This window comes from Algicola sagamiensis DSM 14643 (assembly GCF_000374485.1).
Classification (GTDB): Bacteria; Pseudomonadota; Gammaproteobacteria; order Enterobacterales; family Alteromonadaceae; genus Algicola; species Algicola sagamiensis.
Map to the genome: position 1 here is coordinate 98,713 of NZ_KB894501.1, position 20,117 is coordinate 118,829.

Here is a 20,117-nt window from a genome sequence, read left to right on the forward strand (position 1 = left end):
AGAGTAAGTAAATGTTCGAACTAATGGAAAATCACAGTGAAGAAGCTGTTATAAAAGTCATTGGTGTTGGTGGCGGTGGGGGTAATGCCGTCGAACACATGGTGCAAACCAACATTGAAGGTGTTGACTTTATTGCGGCAAATACAGATGCACAAGCGTTACGGAACTCATCCGCGGGGATCACACTCCAATTGGGTGTCAATGTAACAAAAGGTCTAGGTGCTGGTGCAAACCCTGATGTTGGTCGTCAATCGGCAGAAGAAGACATCGAAACAATTAAGCAGACGCTACAAGGGTCAGATATGATCTTTATCGCAGGTGGCATGGGTGGTGGTACCGGCACAGGTGCAGCCCCAGTCGTCGCCCGCGTTGCGAAAGAGCTTGGCATTTTGACTGTAGCGGTTGTCACAAAGCCATTCCCTTTTGAAGGGAAGAAGCGGATGCAATTTGCGGATGCAGGGATTGAAGAATTGTCACAACATGTTGATTCTTTAATCACGATTCCAAATGACAAGCTCTTAAAGGTTCTTGGAAAAGGCACGAGTCTTTTGGACGCGTTTAAAGCAGCAAACAATGTATTACTTGGTGCAGTTCAAGGGATTGCGGAGCTGATCACACGACCTGGCTTAATTAACGTCGACTTTGCGGATGTGAGAACGGTCATGTCTGAGATGGGAACGGCGATGATGGGGACAGGTATTGCGAGTGGTGCAGACCGTGCTCAGGAAGCCGCTGAGGCAGCGATTTCAAGCCCATTGCTTGAAGATATCGACTTAGCTGGTGCGCGCGGTATTCTTGTCAATATCACAGCAGGCATGGATATCAGCATCGAAGAATTCGAAACGGTTGGTAACGCAGTGAAAGCTTTTGCATCTGAGAATGCAACGGTTGTTGTTGGTGCTGTGATTGATATGGATATGAGTGATGAGCTGCGTGTTACTGTTGTTGCAACTGGTATCGGTAATGAACGTCCAGATATCACACTCGTGAGTAATTCATCTTCAATGATGAATACGACAGAGAGCTTTCAAAGCTCAATGAGTGCGCCTCAGCAAGCTGCAGCTCCTGTCTTGGATGAAGCGCCGCGCCCAAAGCCAGAGCCTGTGACGCAACAAGCAGCGCCACAGAGTAACTCAGAATTAGATTATTTGGATATTCCTGCTTTCCTAAGAAAACAGGCAGATTAATCTAAAGAGGGTATGTTTACATTGTCTTTACGCTTGCGTGCTGTTAGAATATGCAGGTTTATGTATTGGTATTCCATTGCTAAAGAGTAGATATGGTCAAACAAAGAACGATTAAACAAGTGATTCAGATGACGGGTGTCGGCCTTCACAAAGGTGATAAGGTTGAGCTTACTCTCCGTCCAGCTCCAGCGAACACAGGGATTATTTTCCGCCGTGTCGACCTTGATCCAGTTGTTGAATTCAAGGTTTCACCTGAGCTAGTGGGCGACACAACAATGTGCACATGTTTAGTCAATGAAGACCAAGTTAAGCTATCTACGACGGAACATTTAATGTCCGCATTAGCAGGGTTAGGTGTCGATAACATTGTGATTGATGTTGATTCACCTGAAATACCTGTCATGGATGGCAGTAGCATGCCCTTTGTTTATATCCTCTGCAAAACAGGATTTGAAGAGTTGAGCGTCGCGAAGCGCTTCATCAAGGTGAAAAAACCAATCCGCGTTGAAGATGGTGATAAATGGGCTGAGCTTTTACCAAGCGATCAATTCAAAATCGACTTTACGATTGATTTTGACCATCCAGTTATTTCTTCTTCAGAACAACGTTTTGTGATGGAACATGACGCACAGACTTATGTTGAGCATGTCTCGCGTGCACGTACTTTTGGTTTCATGCGTGAAGTCGAGTTCCTCCGTGCAAATAACCTTGCGCTCGGTGCCAGTATGGAAAACGCGGTCGTTCTAGACGAATTCAAAGTACTTAATGAAACTGGCCTTCGTTATGATGATGAATTTGTAAAGCATAAAGTGCTTGATGCGATTGGTGACCTTTATATGTCAGGTTTACCATTGCTTGCGGAGTTTAAGGCATTTAAATCCGGTCATGCTCTGAATAACGTGGTATTGCGAGCATTGATGGCAGATACATCTGCTTGGGAAATTGTGACGTTTGAAGAAGAAACAAGCGCAGCCCCTGATTTTGCAATTCCTGATCTATCCTTTGCTTAGGGTTTGTTTATCTTCCAAAAAAGCAGTTGCTGAAAATGATGATATGTTGAAGTAAGTGTTGAACACCTTACTTCAACGATCGCGCAGCCAACCGCTCTAACTTCTCTCTTAATTCCTTCGGTGCATGTTCAGCGATTTCAAGAATTGAAGCAGCGGATTGTTGTGACAGTTTTCGTTGTCCTTTATTGGTGGATTGCTTTGGTTTGGCTGAAAAAACAGCATTTGGCGTTGTTCTGATCTCAATTTTTTGCAGAGAGAGTAGCAATTTCTGATTTAAATCTCGTAGAATACTTTCAGTTTCGTATTTGAGGCGTGATGACCAAACAGGAGAGTAGGTTTCAAGAATAAGAACTTCCTGCGTGATATTCCCAACATGCAGAATTTGTTCTTTTACGTCAAAACGGGACTGAAGATATTGATTAATTTTTTGAATGAGGCGATATCGGTCACTGAAGTCATTCAGTACCGGTGATGACTCACTCAGTAATGTTTGAAGATCATTAGGTGAACGCTTCATCATCATTGGTAATTTGGCAACTTTTTGCTTTGGAAAAAATCTAAAATGAAAAAGTCTTCTCGGCAGAGAAAATTAAAGCGTCAAAAGAAAAATACGCAATTCTCTAAGTCGACCCATCACTCTCCCAAGGTGCTTTTGGATCATCAACCCAAACTGGACCATCACACCAAGTCGGATCATAACACACAACCCAAAGGTGGGTTAAATGCAAATATGGCTTTGCCAATGTGGCAGTGGCTTATCCTTGGTTTTTTTCTGATGATGATTTCAGCTGTGCTGACACAGCAGTGGGTTACTAAGTCTTCAAAAAATCAACATCATTTATATCAACTGGCGCAACAAAATCAGCAAAGTACTTCTTTCAAAAAAGTTCAGCAGAATGCACAGCAGCAGCTCTTTGCGCTGAAGGTGAAGTCTGGTGAACTACAAGCAAAAGTCGAGCAGTTAGATATGATGTCAAAACAACTGGCTTCGATTGCTGGGATCCCGGAGCAGGAGTTTGAAAATGTCTCTTCGGAGTTTTTTGCGGGTGACTTTATTGACTCGACAGATGACTTAGCGCTATTGCTTACTGATATCAATGAACTTACCGCAACAGTCTCCCAGAAAGAATTCCAACTGAAACTCCTTGAATCTGCGGTAACACGTCACCATATAGAAAAGGATTCCGTTGTATCTGGACTGCCAATCGCACAAGGTTGGTTATCTTCATATTACGGTATGCGCTTGGATCCATTTACCAAGCAGCCTACAATGCACCGAGGTATGGATTTTGCTGGAAAGCTGGGCAGTGATGTCATTGCGACGGGATCAGGGGTGATCACTTGGGCCGATCAGCGGTTTGGTTATGGCAGGATGATCGAAATTGATCATGGAAACGGCATCGTGACCCGTTACGGTCATAATCAAAAACTACTGGTTAAATCAGGGGATTTAGTTGCGAAAGGGCAGGTGATTGCTAAAATGGGCAGCTCTGGCCGTTCGACTGGCCCTCATGTACATTATGAAGTACTCCGTCGTGGCTCACAGGTAAATCCTTTGAGTTATGTTCGGCGAAAATAAAGGACGTGTGGTATTTCAGCACTTTCATTGAAGTGATATCGAAAAATACTTGTTTATTTAGTGAAAGCAGGTATTTTCGAATACATAAAAGTGAAGCCGTGCGCGAAGAGCAATAACAATAGACTGATTTGCCACGATGACAAACATTGATTTAAAACACTCAGGCAGTAAATGAGCCATGATAGCTAAGTTATTAACGAAAGTATTCGGCAGCCGTAATGAACGTACCATAAGAAAATTACGCACGATAGTCGAAGAGATAAATGCACTTGAATCAACAATCGAAAGCTTGTCGGATGAGCAATTAAAGGCAAAAACGCAAGCATTCAAAGAAAAGCTTGAGAATGGTGCGACAATAGATGAAATACTGCCTGAAGCCTTTGCCGTAGTCCGTGAAGCGAGTAAGCGTGTCTTTGGGATGCGTCATTTTGATGTACAAATGATAGGTGGTATGGTCCTTCATCAAGGTCGTATTTCTGAGATGCGTACAGGTGAAGGTAAAACGCTGACCGCGACTTTACCAGCATACCTGAATGCACTGACAGGCGAAGGAGTTCACATTATTACTGTGAACGATTACCTAGCATCGCGGGATGCAGAAACGAACCGTGCTCTCTTTGAGTTTTTGGGGCTGACTGTTGGCTGCAACCTTTCAGGAATGGATCCAGCAGGGAAACAGCAAGCTTATGCTGCTGATATAACGTATGGTACCAATAACGAGTTTGGTTTTGATTATCTGCGTGACAATATGGCATTTGCCCAGGAAGATCGCGTCCAGCGTGGCTTGTCTTTTGCGATTATCGATGAAGTTGACTCCATTCTTATTGATGAAGCAAGAACACCACTCATTATTTCAGGTCAAGCGGAAGACAGCTCAGCACTTTATACTCAGGTGAATACTGTCGTCCCAAGCCTCACTCTTCAGGATAAAGAAGATGAAGAGGGAGAAATGGGCGATGGTGATTTTACCATTGATGAAAAAGCGAAGCAGGTTTATCTGACTGAGCGCGGGCAAATCCGTGTTGAGGAGCTGTTCATTGAATTAGGTCTGCTTACTGAAGATGACTCTCTCTATTCTGCGAATAACATCAGCTTACTTCATCATGTTTATGCCGCACTTCGAGCACATCACTTATTCCAAAAAGATGTTGACTATATTGTCAAAGAAAATGAGATCATCATTGTTGATGAGCATACAGGCCGGACAATGGAAGGACGTCGTTGGTCGGAGGGTCTTCACCAAGCTGTAGAAGCGAAAGAAGGCGTACCGATTCAAAACGAAAACCAAACATTGGCATCCATTACTTTCCAGAACTATTTCCGTCAATATGACAAATTAGCTGGGATGACAGGAACTGCGGATACAGAAGCATTCGAATTCCAAGAGATTTACGGCCTAGACACGGTGGTTATCCCAACCAACCGCCCAATGATCCGTGATGATCGCGTAGATGTGATTTACCTCACAGCGGAAGAAAAATACGAAGCGATTCTTGAAGATATTAAAGATTGTGTTTCACGTAAGCAGCCAGTCCTTGTTGGTACAATTTCTATTGAGTCATCAGAACTATTGTCGAACTTTCTAAAGAAAGACAAAATCAAACATAAAGTTCTGAATGCAAAATTCCACGCACAAGAAGCGGAGATCATTGCTGATGCAGGTAAGCCAGCAGCAGTAACGATTGCAACCAATATGGCAGGTCGTGGAACAGATATCGTTTTAGGTGGTAGCCTGGCTGCGGATCTGGATAAACTGAAAGAGCCTTCTCAGCAACAAATTGACCATGCCAAATCAGAGTGGCAGAAGCGTCATGATGTGGTACTTGAAGCAGGCGGCTTGCATATTATCGGTACTGAGCGTCACGAATCACGTCGTATTGATAACCAGTTACGAGGTCGTTCTGGTCGTCAAGGGGATCCTGGTGCATCCCGTTTCTATCTTTCTATGGAAGATCCATTGATGCGAATTTTTGCATCAGAGCGAACTGCCAATATGATGAGAAAGCTAGGAATGCAACGTGGTGAAGCGATTGAACACCCTTGGTTGAATAAGAGTATCGAAAATGCACAACGCAAAGTTGAAGCGCGTAACTTTGATATTCGAAAGCAGCTTCTTGAGTATGATGATGTTGCAAACCATCAGCGGATGATTATCTATAAGCTGAGAGATTCTCTCTTACTTTCTACAGATATTGCGTCGCAAATCGATGAGTATCGTGAAGATGTGGTGCAAACAACAGTTTCTGATCATATGCCGATGGGCTCCATGGAAGAACAATGGGATATTCCAGGTTTAGAAGAAAGATTGAAGAGTGATTTTGCAATTCAGTTGCCTGTTCAGAAGTGGCTCGATGAAGATGACAAACTACATGAAGAAACACTCAGAGAGCGTATCTTGGAGTCAATTGTCAAAGCTTATCGTGATAAAGAAGAAGCCGTTGGTGCTGAAGTCATCCGTCATTTTGAAAAAGCAGTGATGCTGCAAAGTCTTGATACGCACTGGAAAGAGCATTTGGCTGCGATGGATCACTTACGTCAAGGGATCCACTTACGTGGCTACGCGCAAAAGAATCCAAAGCAGGAATACAAGCGTGAGTCTCTTGTCCTATTCGAAGGCATGTTCGATTACTTGTACGCTGAAGTCATTGGTATTTTAAGTCGTGTTGAAGTTCGAGCGCAGGAAGAAGTAGATGCAGTTGAGCGCCAAAATCGTGAGCGTGCAGAGCAGCTTCAACAGCAACAAAACTTAAGCCACTCAGATTCACCGGAAGGTGGTCCAGTGTTCCGTGATGGGCAAAAGGTCGGACGTAATGACCCATGTCCATGTGGCTCTGGTAAAAAATATAAGCAATGCCATGGCAAGCTAGCCTAAGCAGGTGTGTAAAATAAACAAATGAAAAGAGCCGCCTTTTGGCGGTTTTTTTATGGCTAAGCAATGAATCAATGCAGGAGAGAGCATGAAAGAAGTTCATGTTGCAGTTGGTATTATTCGACGAGGAACACAGATTTTTTTAACAAAGCGCCCAGATGATAAGCATCAAGGTGGAAAGTGGGAGTTTCCAGGTGGAAAAGTAGAGAGCGGGGAGACAGTCCAAGAAGCACTATCTCGAGAGCTAATGGAAGAAGTTGGGATCTTCGAGATAAAAAGCGAGCCGCTCATGGACATCAAGCACGACTATGGGGATAAGCAGGTTTGGCTCGATATTCATACGATTGATGTGTTCTCAGGCGAACCCGCTGGATGTGAAGGACAAGCATCTGCTTGGGTTGAGCTAGCACAATTGCCACAGATGGATTTTCCTGAAGCAAATCAACCCATTATTGATAAATTACTTTGCTATCAATAGAAAATCTGAAGTGTTGAATGGCGGAGTAGATGAAAGGGAGCGACGGAGAAGCCCCGTCGCTACTTAAATAATGGCTGGAAATCGTTAGCCTTCGTTTGGAATGATCCGGATCTCAACACGGCGGTTGATACGGCGGTTTTCTTTAGAGCTATTTGGAACCTTAGGGCGTGTTTCACCAAAACCATAGGTACTGATCCGAGCAGGAATAATGGCTTGACTGGTCAGGTAACCTTTGACGGTCTGAGCGCGAGCTTGGGATAGTTGAAGATTATAGGATGCCGCACCTGTGTCATCAGTGTGCCCTTCAACAACGATATACGTTCTATCATAGTGCTTCATGACACGAGCAACATCATCCAAGACCGGGTAAAAACGCGGTGAAATGCTTGCTCTATTAATGTCGAATGTGACTTCAGAAGGAATATCGAGGCGAAGTTCATCCCCTTCACGGTGGACACCAACACCTGTCTCTTTTAGCTCATCTCGAAGTTGATCTTCCTGTTTATCCATATAATCGCCGACAGCAGCACCAGCAATCGCACCAACCGCAGCACCAATGACTGCGCGTTTATTTTTATGATTTCCCGTTGCTTTACCAAGTAAAGCACCAGAAATCGCACCAATGGTTGCGCCTTTTTGGGTATTGTTCATTTGGCAACCAGACAAAGCGATTGCAGCGACTAAGCAAAGAGATAATTTTTTTTGCATAACTTTCCTCTACGAAATATTGTACTTTCAACTGCTCAAATCAATATGAGATTGCAGATGTTAAAGTCATTCAGCCTGCGGTATAAGACCGTGGGACAAGCCGTTTGTTTCATCAATGACTCAGCAAGTTTTGTTTTCTATTTAAATTACTATAGCGACACTCCCTGAACTCAAGATGAATGCGACCCCCAGGTCGATCAAATATTCAAAAATATACAGAGAATGATATGAAATGTTAAATGATTTTTAATCAATTTCGACTCATTTGATTGGTTGATGTAGATCAAATTAATGGGTTGAAATGATACTTTTGTGCTAGTACAATCCTTGCTCAAATAAAAATGATTCTCAATTCAATTCTAATTTATAGAATTCAAATTTATAGGTAGTACGCATGCGCTTTTCCTTAAATCGCTCTTCACTTGCTATTGCAGCAGCACTTGGCCTCTCGACTCTTGTTGCTTGTGGTGGCAGTGATAGCAAAAACAACGATAATGGCAGCAAAAAGAACAATGATGACAAAACACTTGTCGCATTAAAGACGGAAGTCCTAGAAACGAATGCAAATATTGCTTACAAGGTGTATTCAGACTCCTTTGATTCAGTAAAGACACTTCAGGAAAAGCTCAAAGCATTTGTCAGCAATCCAACAGCTGAAACCCTAGGTGCAGCGAAAAAGGCATGGATTGCTGCACGTGAACCCTATGGTCAATCTGAAGTCTATCGCTTCCGCTCAGGCCCAATTGATGCTTTAAAAGATGATGGAAAAATGGGTGATGAAGGTGAAGGCCCTGAAGGACGCATGAATGCATGGCCACTTGGCGAAGCTGCGATCGATTATACCGTCAATGTATCCAAAGATATTCGTAATGATGAAGATAAGACTGTTGCAGTTGAGCAACCAAACATCAAAGTAACTAGCTTTATCCAAGATTTAACGATTGAAGTGACTGCTGCAAATATCCGTCATACGAAAAATGATGAAGGTGATGCAACAGGCAAACCAAATCGTGCAGCGGATGACCGCTATGTATTGCAAGGTTATCATGCGATTGAATTTTTACTGTGGGGGCAGGATGTCAAAGATCCAGCTGTCAACAGTATTGGTGGCGAGCGCCCTGTGACTGATTATAAGAAAACGGATGAATGTACCTCTGGAACGACTTCTGTTGATAAAAAAATCTGTGAACGCCGAGGTAAATATTTATTAGCCGTGACAGAACTCTTGTTGAAAGACCTGAAAATGGTTAGAGACGCTTGGGATCCGGAAAACAAAGAAAGCTATTTCCACAAATTTGTTGCAACAGGTGATGTAGGTCTGAAAAAGATCTTCTTGGGGATGGGTGAGCTGACAAGTGGAGAGTTGAAAGGCGAGCGCATTGAGGAAGCACTGAAGAACAAAAACCAAGAGCACGAGCATTCTTGCTTTAGCGATAATACACATCGCGATATTTTCACGAATGCGCAAGGGATCCAAAACGTTTACCTTGGTAAGTACAGCACAGTGAAAGGCACAAATCTGATTGACTATGCAAAGAAAGCAGGTGCAACAAAAGAAGCGGAAAGGCTACAAGCTGCAATGGCTCAAACGATGAAGGACGCTCAAGCAATCAGCGACTTAGCGACCCATAAAGATACGAAGAAGCCATTTGATCTATTGATCACAGAAAAAGACAACCCACAGGTCATGGCACTTGTTGCTTCTTTAGAAAAACAGAAAAAAGCGATTGAAGCGCTGACAGCGAAATTGGGCTTGCAATAATCGGCTCCATTTTCGTTATTTGATGTAATAAAGGCCCTTGCTAAGGGCCTTTTCCTATTGTGACACACGTAGTAGCAAATCATGAGACTCTCAAAAAAACAACAGTTGATCGTATGGTCTTCCATTTTCCTTATCAACGCATGTGGTGGCAGTGACTCACCAAAACAAGAGAATAATAAAACGGATACACTCAACGAAAAGCCAGCACCGACAGAATATTTATCGGGTGGTCAGAACAGTACGCCGTTTACCAATAAAAATGCATTCCAGCAACTCACTGGAGATCTAAAGCACTCTCTCAATCCAGATGCTTCAGCAGCAGCATTGGCTTTTAAAGTTGGCAATGACCGATTTCGTAATCCTCAACCTCATTTAGGCCCACTGAAGAATGCAGACACTTGCCGTGGTTGCCACATTCGTGATGGGCGTGGGAGCGTGCCAGGTCGCGTAGATGCGCCAATGGAAACGATGTTTTTACGCGTATCGAATCACCTTGGTGAGCCAGAAAAAACATACGGTGGCCAGCTCCAAACTTTTGCTCAAGCTGGCGGTGAGAAGCGTTTACCTAAGTACAGAGGATCATTGGATTCATCAGAAGTTTATGGGGAAGCGTTCGCATTTATAGAGTTTGAAGAAATGAAAGGAAAATACGATGATGGAACGGAATACTCTCTGAGAAAGCCGACTTATTTTATTAAAGATCCTGCATATGGTGATTTTGAAGAGAATGTACGCTTCTCCCCACGTGTTACGCCATCTATCTTTGGCTCAGGTCTTTTAGAAGCAATTCCAGATGAACAGATTCTGGCGAATGCAGATCCAGAAGATAAAAATAAAGATGGCATTTCTGGTCGCCCCGCATATGCTGCGCACTGGAAAACAAAAGAGAAGCAACTTGCACGTTTTGGTTACAAACTTGGTAATGCGACGGTTTTGCAACAAAGTGCAGGAGCATTTCGTGGTGATATGGGACAGACAAGCTCGATATTTCCTGATGAACCTTGTACTCAAAATCAACAAGCCTGTATAGAAGCCGCGGCGAAAGAGCCAGGTGTTGATATCACAAATGAAACACTCCGCGTCATTGAGCACTACACGCGGATGCTTGCCGTTCCAAATCGCCGTGGTTATGATGCAGACACAACCACTTGGGATCCGCAAGTTCTAGCAGGCAGAAAATTATTTATTGAATCAGACTGTGCGAGCTGTCATCAACCATCATTTCAAACTGGCCAGGCGAAAGTCAGTGACCTTGGTGATGGCGAAATCAACCTTTCGAAAGCAAGAGAATACTTATCTAATCAAATAATATTCCCGTTTTCGGATCTCTTACTTCACGATATGGGTGGAAGTTGTGAAGTGGTTCGAGAAGATCTTGAGACGAAGTTGACATGTGATTCAGGAGAGCAATGTGCATGGAAATTGGCATGTGATGGGCTTGCAGATGGCCGTCCGTTTGGTGATGCATCTGGCAGCGAATGGCGGACAGCACCTCTTTGGGGACTTGGCTTAGTCCAAACTGTTAATAAAGGCGCAACCTTTTTACATGATGGCCGAGCCAGAACAATTGAAGAAGCTATTTTGTGGCATGGTGGTGAAGGAAGCAAATCACGTGACAAGTTTAAGGCATTGAACAAATCACAGCGAGAACAAATGCTTGTGTTCCTGAGGTCTCTGTAATGTGTCGCTGCCCGTTGATTCTTCTATTTGCTGCAAGCTGGTTATCTGCGTGTAGTCCAGTCCCCAAATTTGATGTTTCCGAACTTCAACCCGGTGGCGAAACGACTGCATCAGTAGAATCTTCTGGAAATTATATTGTCCCAGCAGCGAACTTATCCAAAAGGATGCAAAAGGAGTTTTGGCTTGGGCGGGCAGCTTTTAAACAACCTTGGGTGATTGCACCTAGTTCGACCACGGCTCGAGATGGTGTTGGGCCATTGTTTAATGCACGCTCTTGCATGTCTTGTCACCGTGGTGGTGGGCGTGGATATGCGCCAGAAGATGCAATCATGACACCATCCGTATTATTCCGTGTTGCTAAAAAAGATGGTCAGGAAGTGCAAAAAGAGTCGGTCTATGGTGGTCAACTCCAGCCGATGGCAATCCCTGCTCAAAGTGCTGATAGAAAGCTTCAAGCAGAAGCAAAAGTAGCTGTTCACTTTGAGCCGATCCATGGACAGTTTGATGATGGAGAAAAATACACACTGAAGCGACCAATCTTTACTTTTTCAAATTGGTCTCATGGAAACATTGAACCAGGATATGGTTTATCTCCTCGCTATGCGCCGGTAGTCTATGGAATGGGGTTACTCGAAGCAATTCCAGAAGAGGCACTCGTCGCTCTGGAAGATCCAGAAGATCAAAACCAGGATGGAATTTCTGGGCGCTTGAATCGTGTCGTTGAAATTGAAACTGGCGAAATCAGGATTGGCCGTTTTGGGTTAAAAGCGAAGCATCCTACTTTGGCGCAACAAGTAGGTGGGGCATTTCAAGGTGATCTTGGTTTAACCAATCGTTTTTTTCAAGAAGAACCATGCTCAAAACAGCAGCTGTTTTGTCAGGAAGTGGCGCAGTCTACTGATGGTACCAATCTAAGCCACCAATATGAGGTTCAGGAACAGAGCTTCGATGCAACCGTGTATTTTAATCAACTTATGGCAGTCCCTGAAGCACGTGACTTGATGTCGCCGCAAACCATTCAGGGGCGAACATTGTTTTATAAAATAGGTTGTCAGCATTGTCACCAACCCAGTTATACCACGGCTCAAACTTATCCAATCCCTGAGCTTGCGAACCAGAAAATATGGCCATTTACAGATTTAGCGCTCCACGATATGGGCCCTGATCTGGCGGATGGAACAACAGAATTTTTAGCGAATGGACAAGAATGGCGAACACCACCGCTTTGGGGAATAGGTACACAGCAAAAACAGTTTCCTTCCGCAGGCTTTTTACATGATGGTCGAGCGAAAACAATCATGGAAGCAATTCTGTGGCATGGTGGTGAAGCTGAGCAGCAAAGAAATCAAGTGCGTGCTTTATCAAAAAAAGAACGTGTCGCACTTATCCATTATTTAGAATCTATTTAAGAAGTATGATGATGAAAAAAACATGTGTAACCTTGTCAATCGTATCCATTCTCACTGCATGTGGTGGGGGAAGTAATGACAATAACAATAGTGGTAAACCAAATGGCGCTGCACTCGATCCAAAACAACAAGTCGTTTTGCAAAAAACAGCTAAGGGTCACATTGTACCTGGGTATCAGGCTTTGAATAATGCGGTACAACAGTTATCGTCTAACATTGATGGCTTTTGTGAAAAAGAAAAGCCGACACAGACAGATTTACAGCAAACTCAAAGTGCATGGAAAAAGGCAAATCAAAGTTGGCAGGCTGTTCAGCATATTCAACTAGGCCCTGTTAAAAAGGTAGGAAATGAAATTAGCTATTGGGGAGATCCTGGTTTTACGACACGTTCATCCAAAACAATTGCAAAGGGTCTTAATGATCTCATTAAAAACATTGAATCAGGCGAAGCTTTAGCGCTTGAAAAAGTTCACAGTTATTTACAAGGGTTGCCTGCACTAGAGCACCTTCTTTTTAGCCAGTCGACAGCAATGGTTTCATCCAGTGATCAAAAAGCAAGATGTACTTTAGCCAAAGGCTATGGAGAGCGCTTGCAAGCACATTCAACTTATTTAGTGGCAAAATGGCTGCCTGAGAACAAGGACTATTACTCAGAATATGTTTATGAGAAGGAAGGTGACTTCTACTCAACTCAAGTCGCATTGAACACAACAGTGAATGACTTGATTGTGACGATTGAGCTCATGAAGGATCGGAAGCTTAAAAGGATCATGAATGACTCTGAACTTGTTGAAAACTTAGGAAGTGCTACGTCAATTCAATCAGTTAAAACAAATATTTCAGCTTTAATTGATTTTTATCGTAGTGGCTTAAAAGCTTTCGTTGCAACAGAAAAGAACCACCCTGAGATTGCGAATAAATTTGATAAGAAGCTGGTTGAAATTCAAAATGAAGTTGCAAAACTCAGCGATGCACAAGTGATTGATAGTTCTTCAAAAGCAACGATTCAGTCATCGATTGCATTATTACAGGAATTAAGGTTATTACTTGAAACGGAACTTGCGCCAGCTGCCGAGCTTACCATGACATTTAATAGTACTGATGGGGATTAAGTGATGGTGAGTCGTCGTCATTTTCTAAAAACATCAGTTGCATTGGGAGCTGTCGCAGCAGCTTCCTCTGGCGTTTGGTTTGTATCTCAGAAAGAAAAAGTCACCTACGTCAGTGGTTTTGATACCAAGGACGGTCGTCACTTTGTCGCTGGCTTTAATGCTGTGGGGGAATTATTATGTCAAATGGCCTTACCGCTTCGTGGTCATGGCTCTTGCCCACATCCAAGTAAACCAAATCATGCTTTAATTTTTGCTAGACGTCCTGGCAATCTTGCTTTTGAACTTGATTTTACACAAGGGACTATTTCAAAAGAGATCCAGGCAGCAGATGGAAGGCATTTTTTTGGTCATGGTTGCTTTAGCCATGATGGAACAAAGCTTTTTACAACAGAAAATGACTTCGACAACCAGCGTGGTATCATCGTTGTGCGAGACGCTCATAGTTACGAAATTCTAGATGAGTTTGCAAGTGGAGGGATTGGCCCTCATGAGTGTAAAATGCTCCCAGACTCAAGTATGATGGTTGTCGCGAATGGTGGGATTTTGACACACCCATCAAAACCGAGGGAGAAGTTGAACCTCGCAACTATGCGGCCAAACCTCGCATACATTGATATCCAATCCGGTAAGATCCTTGAATTGATAGAGCCAGAACATCACCACTTAAGTATTCGTCATTTGGATGTGTCAGTCTTGGGGGATGTGATTGTTGGGATGCAGTACCAAGGCGATCGTCAAGACGATGTTCCTCTGGTTTTTCAACACCGCTTTGGGCAAAAAGCATTTCACTATATGAGGCCACCTCGTGAGGTGGAAATTGCAATGAAGCAATATACGGCGAGCTTATGTTTTTCAAAGGATGGGAATCAAGCAGCCGTGACATGTCCGCGCGGTAACATCATTACGTTTTGGGATATGCAAATGCAAGCTTTTACTCATCATCAACCTTTAATGGATAGCGCTGGTGTAGGGCAAAATAGAGGCGGTTTTTTATTTACATCAGGGATGGGGGAAATAGCCCAAGTCAATTTAGAAGAAAACAGAACTCGGCGTACAGGTACACCTCAAGTTCGTTGGGATAACCATTTGAGTGTGATGGATCAAAGTAGCTAAACAAAAACAGTTGGGTTTACATTCATTTTTGATAGTGTTGATGCGCGCCCCAATTGGGGCGTTTTTTTTAATGACTATCCCTGATTCGCCAATACCCAAGTGGCTTTGGTTACTTCGGCTATACAAGGAAATTTTTATGGATCCAAAGCACGCTGATTCAAATTGACATAAGCAATCATAAACCTCCCAACTAGAGCAAATACCACAAGATGAACTGCAATAGATTGTTGGCGGTGTAGAGCGCTCATTTAGGAATGCTGAAGAGTATTATACTTTACCTGTGGGTGTTTAGTTGGAATGTTCAGGGTGTTGGCATTGTAGGCCACATTAAACGTTGACCTTTATATCACGAGATTTTCTTCTCGCGATATTCAACCTTTGTAAGATTTACTTATCTCAAGCTGCAAAATCCACTTCTTTACTTCATTCTAAGTATAAAACTCCTGAAAATGATCCAATTTCGACTTGACCTTAGAGTATAGTCCAAGGTTTATGCTATAGGCGTTGGCGCTTTTTGAAGGTACTTTTGAATAACGTTTCTTAACGAGGTAGATGATGCGAATTGGTGAATTGGCCGAAAATTGTTCTGTTACAACAGATACAATTCGATTTTATGAAAAAAAAGGTCTGATAAAATCCTTACGAAACCCTGATAATGGTTATAGAACGTACTCATCATCTGATATCAAGAAAATGATGTTCATTAAACATTGCAAACAAGCTGGATTTTCGCTTGAAGATATTCGAGACCTGCTTTTAATCTGGGAAAACAAAATGGATGCGTCATGCGAAGATGTGAAAACGCTCGCAGAAGAACGGTTACATAAAGTAGAGGTCATGCTGAGTAGTTTGCAAACGGTTCATGGTATTCTACATACACTTGTTCAATCCTGCTGTGGTGGAAAGGAGTCTGCTGAACACTGCTCAATTTTGTCTGCGATAGAAAAAGGGGAATAAACATGGTTTCTGCATTTGTAGAATTATTTTTGGACGCTGCACCCTGGCTTATTCTTGGATTATTTTTTGCAGGGATGATCAAAGCCTTTGTCCCGATGAATCAACTGGAAAGGCATTTTGGTGGCCATTCGAAATGGAATATTGTCAAAGCTGCATTGATCGGTGCGCCATTGCCCTTGTGCTCGTGCGGTGTCATCCCAGCAGCAATGGGTATACGTCGATCAGGTGCATCAAAATCCACAACCGCTTCATTTTTAATTGCAACGCCTGAAACTGGAGTCGACAGTGTCTCTGTTTCATACGCCTTACTTGGGCCATTCATGGCAACAATTCGACCGTTTGTCGCGATTTTTAGTGCAATTGTCGCGGGTTTGATGGTTCATGCGATGGATGATAAGAAAGAGAGCCCTACGATAACAGAGCAAAAAAATAAGTCAAAGTGCTGTGGCGGGAAAAAGGAAGAAACGAAACAAACCATCCCTCAGAAGTTCAGTGATGGACTGCGATATGCTGCGTTCAATATCGTCGATGACATATGGCTGTGGCTGAGTATTGGGATCGCTTTTGCAGCAGCGGCAAAAGTATACTTACCACCAGAATTTATTATGGAATATGGGCAAGGTTTATTTGCGATGACAGCGCTTATGCTGGTCAGTATCCCGATGTACATCTGCGCGACAGCTTCTACACCCATTGCTGCGGGATTACTGGTCTCAGGCGTTTCTCCGGGTGCGGTACTTGTATTTCTGTTGGTCGGCCCTGCGACGAATATTGCGACGCTTGCAGTTGTTGGTAACGAGTTAGGTAAACGATCGCTTGTTGGTTATCTCACAGGGCTTGTGGGAAGTGCATTCGCATTTGGGCTATTTGTGGATTTTCTTATTCAGGAAAATGTTATAAATATTCAGGCGCAACTGGCTGATGTTCAGCAAATAGTTTCACCTCCAATTCAGACTATCTCAGCAGTCATCTTATCTGTATTCATGATTATTTCTATCATGAAATGGTTGAGAAAGAAGGGGGGCCTACTGAAAACGGTATCGGAAAGCTAATATTTATATGATATTGAATGATAAAATATCTGACTACCGATAAATTTCTGATATCACTACCTTAGCATTGGTTTCATTTATTTATATGGGTACAATGTAGCAAGTTTATGAGAACAGAATTGATGTTGCTCTGTACCACATAAACCATTTTGGTTATAAATATGAACCAATACTTATATAAATAAGCACTAAGGATACAGCGCTTATTCAGGGGAAGTAGGGACTAGCATAGGTAATTTGTACCTATCTAAGGAGCTGAAAGATGCCGCTCAAGAAAATTTATATACTAACAACAAACTCTACACAGACATCACAAGAAACAGCATTAATCGAAACGCTTGGTTATCCTATTTGTGTTGAACCCTTTGAATCTATCTTTGTACCTGATGATGCAATTTTAACAATCATTGATTTACATGGTTGTAGTGAGTTGCCGGAAGGGTTGTTCACTTTTGCGAAAGGTTCGTTCCAGCGTTTCCCAATTATGCTGATGAATGCCGAAATCAATCGAGTTGATGAAGTCAGGGTCCTCTTAGGTGGGATTGGAGGTGTGCTTTATCAACGTGATATGCCGGAGTTAAAAATCAAAGGAATTCGTAAACTGTTGGAAGGTGAGCTCTGGTATGGCCGTGAAACCCTCAGTGAATCGTTAAAGTACCTTATCTCTCAAGTTGGTATTCGGGGTGAGGTGATCAATGAGCATAATCATGATACGTCTGTTGTTGAGCGTTTGACGAAACGTGAAAAGATGATTATTCACTTAATGTCGACTGGTGCGAAAAACAAAGAAATTGCACATCAGTTAAATATCAGTACACATACAGTGAAAACGCATATTTACAGTGCATTTAGAAAAACAAACTCAAGAAATCGTGTCGAGCTAGTGAGTTGGGCACAACGGAACTGTTTGACTTAACACTGTAACTGCTATCATCTATAAAACTCAAAAATCGCCTATGTTGTTACAGGCGATTTTTCTTTTTTGAACTGTTTTTCTTTTTGTACTGCATGAGTTGGGTCAGGTGACCAGACTTTTTTCTCAATGCCCTTCTGGATCAGATCTGAAATTGCTTTCTCAATTGCTTGTTTGACACATAAAAACATCGGCTCATTTGTTGTAAACCCTGCCTCTGCTTCAGCAAGTCTTTTTAGACTCACATAACGAAACAACCCAGATCGAACTTCAGTTGATAGCACACGTTTATCTGTTGATGTAGATAATAAAACACGTCCAGAACGAATATCGATTGCTCGAAGGTAAATGGTTACAATATCTTCTCGATATTGCTCAGAAGCGCCGATACCATAGTATTTTAAGCCGATCCCTCCAGTTCTGATATTGGAGTCGTAGCTGATAATTCCACCCTCAAGAAGGACTTTTGCAGTAAGAAGCGGCGGTAAATCGCCATTTCCATCTTGCTTTTTATTTGCGGCCCGGATGATTTTTCTTTCGGTCAAAATATTTTGGAGACCTTCTCTCTCTACAGGAACAAACCAACCAGACTCGAGTAAAGCTTGAACAAGAATCGAAGTTGCGCCTTGTGTTACAGCTGTTGAAAATGAGCTGCCATTTTCCTGTGGTTTGTATTGTCCGGTTTGATCTCGAAATGAATAAACAGAAACAGGGATTGCACCGATTGGTTTTGGTAATTCATGCAACTCTTTTTGAGTATCAGTCACTTCAGTGATTTGAGCTGGTGTCTTGCCAGGATAAAATGTATAGCTGCACCCACTCAAATACAAAAGGGCCAATGCCGGGTATAGCTTATTGAATGAAAATCCAGACTTCATTTTAGTTATTTCTCTTCATGGATGTTCGTGTTGATTGATGGGTTTCTAGGTTTGTAACTGTGATATAGATCTCTAGAGGCGTATATTCGACAAATATTTCATAGATCCCGGCTTTATAAGTTTTTTCTCCAGAAGTTGGTGAGCCGGTATCTGTGCTGTCATCAAATGCTGCGTTCGTGATTTCACGAACAAGTCGATTCAAGTAGGCGCGCTCAAGTGAACTTTGTAGTCTCTCGTCAAATGTTTCTTGTTGTCTTGCTGGTGCTGAATGTGAGTTTTGGCTTTGGGCAGAATTGAGGAGGAACGTACCATTGAGGGGATTTCCACCAAAACTTGGGTTAATAGGTTTATAGACAAGTTGTGAGGCGTATGTTGATCCTGCAAATAGTGATAAGATTAATGCAATATGTTGTTTTCGTTTTTGATTCATCATGTCTGTCCTGAAAAATTTATCCTAGAGAATTACCACCCTGAAATCGCAATATCTTCTGTGTCTTGTTCAAGGCTACTGCGTATCATGGCATCCATGACACTTTGTAATGCTTGATCGACACGTTCTTCTATCGGTGTTGCACGGCGACCAAAATAAGTGACATATATCACCTTATGATTGAGCTCGAGCCAAACTTTTGTACCAGATTTCGGTGTGACTCTTTCTTTCACAGCAAGGTTAAATCCAGCTGTGCCCGGAACCTCTTGCCAGAGAAGCCCTAACTTTTTAGCAAACTCATGGCCAAATCGAGAGATAGATTGATCGATGATAAAGCCACTCAGGGTAATATCATCGACCGCATGGGCTGGCAAAATAAAGAATTGAATGCTCAGAAAAATAGCAATGTATTTTCGAGTTGAGAATCCCGACCGCATATTTCATACACTCAAAAGAACTTAATATTGTGTCACTTCGACTGTCATATCATCCCCCATTTGTGTCACTTCATAGGTTTGCTCATCCCCAAATTGATCAACTGTTGCATGATTTCTATCACCCATCTGGTTGACTTCCACATAGTTATCGCGACCAAGTTGGTGAATGCTTACTTTATTTTCTGTGCCTTGCTGTATAATACTTGCCTCATTTCCTTCTCCAATCTGCATGAGTTGAACATAGTTATCCAGGGATGCGGATTGTTGGATGAGTGATTTATTCAATGAGCCTTGCTGGTGCAATAGGATCGCTGAGAGTGTTTTCTGGGCTTCACTAGAATTGAGATCATGACTGAGTATTGAGTCCGCAAAATCATCATTCCCAAGATCGATATCTGAAGAAGCGAGTACAAATGTAGGTAAAGCCGACAATGTGAGGAAGAAAAGAAAACGGGTGAAATGTCTGTATTGTTTTAGAAGAGTACTGTGTTTGAATAAAGTACGATACATGACCTGTTCTCCTTATTTTACGAGGTGAAGACT

Annotated in this window: 19 protein-coding genes; 13 read left to right on the forward strand and 6 right to left on the reverse strand. The window is 42.6% G+C overall.

The window, feature by feature from the left end:
• Positions 1 to 11 precede the first annotated feature (11 nt).
• Both ftsZ and lpxC read left to right on the forward strand, forming a co-directional pair.
• Positions 12 to 1,187 (forward strand): cell division protein FtsZ, encoded by a 1,176-nt coding sequence (gene ftsZ, locus C505_RS0115220; protein WP_018693494.1) that lies wholly within the window; start codon positions 12 to 14, stop codon positions 1,185 to 1,187.
• A 92-nt stretch (positions 1,188 to 1,279) separates the two neighbouring features.
• Positions 1,280 to 2,197, forward strand: coding sequence for a UDP-3-O-acyl-N-acetylglucosamine deacetylase (gene lpxC, locus C505_RS0115225; protein WP_018693495.1), 918 nt, complete (start codon positions 1,280 to 1,282; stop codon positions 2,195 to 2,197).
• Positions 2,198 to 2,264: 67 nt separating this feature from the next.
• Here lpxC and C505_RS23785 read toward each other — a convergent pair whose 3' ends face one another.
• Positions 2,265 to 2,714 carry a DUF721 domain-containing protein gene (locus C505_RS23785; RefSeq protein ID WP_211215084.1) on the reverse strand — a complete coding sequence of 150 codons (450 nt, stop codon included), beginning with the start codon at positions 2,712 to 2,714 and terminating at the stop codon, positions 2,265 to 2,267.
• 45 nt (positions 2,715 to 2,759) lie between these two features.
• On the opposite strand from C505_RS23785, the gene C505_RS0115235 reads away from it, so the two are divergent.
• From C505_RS0115235 to mutT, 3 genes are all read left to right on the forward strand, one after another.
• A complete protein-coding gene (locus C505_RS0115235; RefSeq protein ID WP_018693497.1) occupies positions 2,760 to 3,776 on the forward strand; it encodes a M23 family metallopeptidase in 1,017 nt (338 codons plus the stop codon).
• A gap of 178 nt (positions 3,777 to 3,954) precedes the next feature.
• On the forward strand, positions 3,955 to 6,648 hold the full coding sequence (gene secA / locus C505_RS0115240) for a preprotein translocase subunit SecA (protein WP_018693498.1): 2,694 nt from the start codon (positions 3,955 to 3,957) through the stop codon (positions 6,646 to 6,648).
• An 85-nt stretch (positions 6,649 to 6,733) separates the two neighbouring features.
• Positions 6,734 to 7,123, forward strand: a complete 390-nt coding sequence (mutT, locus tag C505_RS0115245) for an 8-oxo-dGTP diphosphatase MutT (RefSeq protein ID WP_018693499.1) — start codon at positions 6,734 to 6,736, stop codon at positions 7,121 to 7,123.
• 84 nt (positions 7,124 to 7,207) lie between these two features.
• On the opposite strand, the gene C505_RS0115250 is transcribed toward mutT, so the two are convergent.
• Positions 7,208 to 7,831 (reverse strand): OmpA family protein, encoded by a 624-nt coding sequence (locus C505_RS0115250; RefSeq protein WP_018693500.1) that lies wholly within the window; start codon positions 7,829 to 7,831, stop codon positions 7,208 to 7,210.
• Between the two features lie 394 nt (positions 7,832 to 8,225).
• On the opposite strand from C505_RS0115250, the gene C505_RS22570 reads away from it, so the two are divergent.
• The 8 genes from C505_RS22570 to C505_RS22575 all read left to right on the forward strand — a co-directional run bounded on the left by C505_RS22570 (position 8,226) and on the right by C505_RS22575 (position 17,832).
• Positions 8,226 to 9,593 carry an imelysin family protein gene (locus C505_RS22570; RefSeq protein WP_018693501.1) on the forward strand — a complete coding sequence of 456 codons (1,368 nt, stop codon included), beginning with the start codon at positions 8,226 to 8,228 and terminating at the stop codon, positions 9,591 to 9,593.
• An 81-nt stretch (positions 9,594 to 9,674) separates the two neighbouring features.
• Positions 9,675 to 11,273, forward strand: a complete 1,599-nt coding sequence (locus C505_RS0115260; RefSeq protein ID WP_018693502.1) for a di-heme oxidoreductase family protein — start codon at positions 9,675 to 9,677, stop codon at positions 11,271 to 11,273.
• Complete coding sequence (locus C505_RS0115265) at positions 11,273 to 12,682, forward strand: di-heme oxidoreductase family protein (RefSeq protein WP_018693503.1); 1,410 nt, start codon at positions 11,273 to 11,275, stop codon at positions 12,680 to 12,682. Before C505_RS0115260 ends, C505_RS0115265 begins: the two co-directional genes overlap by 1 nt.
• Positions 12,683 to 12,693: 11 nt before the next feature.
• Positions 12,694 to 13,794, forward strand: a complete 1,101-nt coding sequence (locus C505_RS0115270) for an imelysin family protein (RefSeq protein WP_018693504.1) — start codon at positions 12,694 to 12,696, stop codon at positions 13,792 to 13,794.
• 3 nt (positions 13,795 to 13,797) lie between these two features.
• Positions 13,798 to 14,907, forward strand: coding sequence for a DUF1513 domain-containing protein (locus C505_RS0115275; RefSeq protein ID WP_018693505.1), 1,110 nt, complete (start codon positions 13,798 to 13,800; stop codon positions 14,905 to 14,907).
• Positions 14,908 to 15,462: 555 nt separating this feature from the next.
• A complete protein-coding gene (gene zntR / locus C505_RS0115280) occupies positions 15,463 to 15,864 on the forward strand; it encodes a Zn(2+)-responsive transcriptional regulator (RefSeq protein ID WP_051090616.1) in 402 nt (133 codons plus the stop codon).
• Positions 15,865 to 15,866: 2 nt separating this feature from the next.
• Entirely contained in the window at positions 15,867 to 16,916 is a 1,050-nt protein-coding gene (locus tag C505_RS0115285) for an SO_0444 family Cu/Zn efflux transporter (RefSeq protein ID WP_018693507.1), read from the forward strand.
• 262 nt (positions 16,917 to 17,178) lie between these two features.
• The gene (locus tag C505_RS22575) at positions 17,179 to 17,832 is read left to right on the forward strand and encodes a helix-turn-helix transcriptional regulator (protein ID WP_018693508.1); all 654 of its coding nucleotides are present in this window, start codon (positions 17,179 to 17,181) and stop codon (positions 17,830 to 17,832) included.
• 38 nt (positions 17,833 to 17,870) lie between these two features.
• Here the strand turns inward: C505_RS22575 and C505_RS0115295 are convergent, their stop codons facing one another.
• Genes C505_RS0115295 through C505_RS23790 form a run of 4 tightly spaced genes read right to left on the reverse strand, consistent with a single transcriptional unit; the run spans position 17,871 to position 20,084 of the window.
• Positions 17,871 to 18,707: a CsgG/HfaB family protein gene (locus tag C505_RS0115295; protein WP_018693509.1), complete on the reverse strand. Its 837-nt coding sequence runs from the start codon at positions 18,705 to 18,707 to the stop codon at positions 17,871 to 17,873.
• Position 18,708: 1 nt separating this feature from the next.
• On the reverse strand, positions 18,709 to 19,137 hold the full coding sequence (locus C505_RS0115300) for a curli assembly protein CsgF (protein WP_040440093.1): 429 nt from the start codon (positions 19,135 to 19,137) through the stop codon (positions 18,709 to 18,711).
• 32 nt (positions 19,138 to 19,169) lie between these two features.
• Complete coding sequence (locus tag C505_RS0115305; protein WP_018693511.1) at positions 19,170 to 19,574, reverse strand: CsgE family curli-type amyloid fiber assembly protein; 405 nt, start codon at positions 19,572 to 19,574, stop codon at positions 19,170 to 19,172.
• A gap of 21 nt (positions 19,575 to 19,595) precedes the next feature.
• On the reverse strand, positions 19,596 to 20,084 hold the full coding sequence (locus C505_RS23790; RefSeq protein WP_018693512.1) for a hypothetical protein: 489 nt from the start codon (positions 20,082 to 20,084) through the stop codon (positions 19,596 to 19,598).
• Positions 20,085 to 20,117 lie beyond the last annotated feature (33 nt).

Coding starts and splice junctions, on each gene's coding strand:
- C505_RS23785 (WP_211215084.1), bottom strand. CDS start 2,714: ATGAAGCGTTCACCTAATGATCTTCAAACATTACTGAGTGAGTCATCA.
- C505_RS0115275 (WP_018693505.1), top strand. CDS start 13,798: ATGGTGAGTCGTCGTCATTTTCTAAAAACATCAGTTGCATTGGGAGCT.
- C505_RS23790 (WP_018693512.1), bottom strand. CDS start 20,084: ATGTATCGTACTTTATTCAAACACAGTACTCTTCTAAAACAATACAGA.
- zntR (WP_051090616.1), top strand. CDS start 15,463: ATGCGAATTGGTGAATTGGCCGAAAATTGTTCTGTTACAACAGATACA.
- C505_RS22575 (WP_018693508.1), top strand. CDS start 17,179: ATGCCGCTCAAGAAAATTTATATACTAACAACAAACTCTACACAGACA.
- C505_RS22570 (WP_018693501.1), top strand. CDS start 8,226: ATGCGCTTTTCCTTAAATCGCTCTTCACTTGCTATTGCAGCAGCACTT.
- C505_RS0115270 (WP_018693504.1), top strand. CDS start 12,694: ATGAAAAAAACATGTGTAACCTTGTCAATCGTATCCATTCTCACTGCA.
- C505_RS0115305 (WP_018693511.1), bottom strand. CDS start 19,574: ATGCGGTCGGGATTCTCAACTCGAAAATACATTGCTATTTTTCTGAGC.
- lpxC (WP_018693495.1), top strand. CDS start 1,280: ATGGTCAAACAAAGAACGATTAAACAAGTGATTCAGATGACGGGTGTC.
- C505_RS0115265 (WP_018693503.1), top strand. CDS start 11,273: ATGTGTCGCTGCCCGTTGATTCTTCTATTTGCTGCAAGCTGGTTATCT.
- C505_RS0115260 (WP_018693502.1), top strand. CDS start 9,675: ATGAGACTCTCAAAAAAACAACAGTTGATCGTATGGTCTTCCATTTTC.
- C505_RS0115285 (WP_018693507.1), top strand. CDS start 15,867: ATGGTTTCTGCATTTGTAGAATTATTTTTGGACGCTGCACCCTGGCTT.
- C505_RS0115295 (WP_018693509.1), bottom strand. CDS start 18,707: ATGAAGTCTGGATTTTCATTCAATAAGCTATACCCGGCATTGGCCCTT.
- ftsZ (WP_018693494.1), top strand. CDS start 12: ATGTTCGAACTAATGGAAAATCACAGTGAAGAAGCTGTTATAAAAGTC.
- secA (WP_018693498.1), top strand. CDS start 3,955: ATGATAGCTAAGTTATTAACGAAAGTATTCGGCAGCCGTAATGAACGT.
- C505_RS0115235 (WP_018693497.1), top strand. CDS start 2,760: ATGAAAAAGTCTTCTCGGCAGAGAAAATTAAAGCGTCAAAAGAAAAAT.
- C505_RS0115300 (WP_040440093.1), bottom strand. CDS start 19,137: ATGAATCAAAAACGAAAACAACATATTGCATTAATCTTATCACTATTT.
- C505_RS0115250 (WP_018693500.1), bottom strand. CDS start 7,831: ATGCAAAAAAAATTATCTCTTTGCTTAGTCGCTGCAATCGCTTTGTCT.
- mutT (WP_018693499.1), top strand. CDS start 6,734: ATGAAAGAAGTTCATGTTGCAGTTGGTATTATTCGACGAGGAACACAG.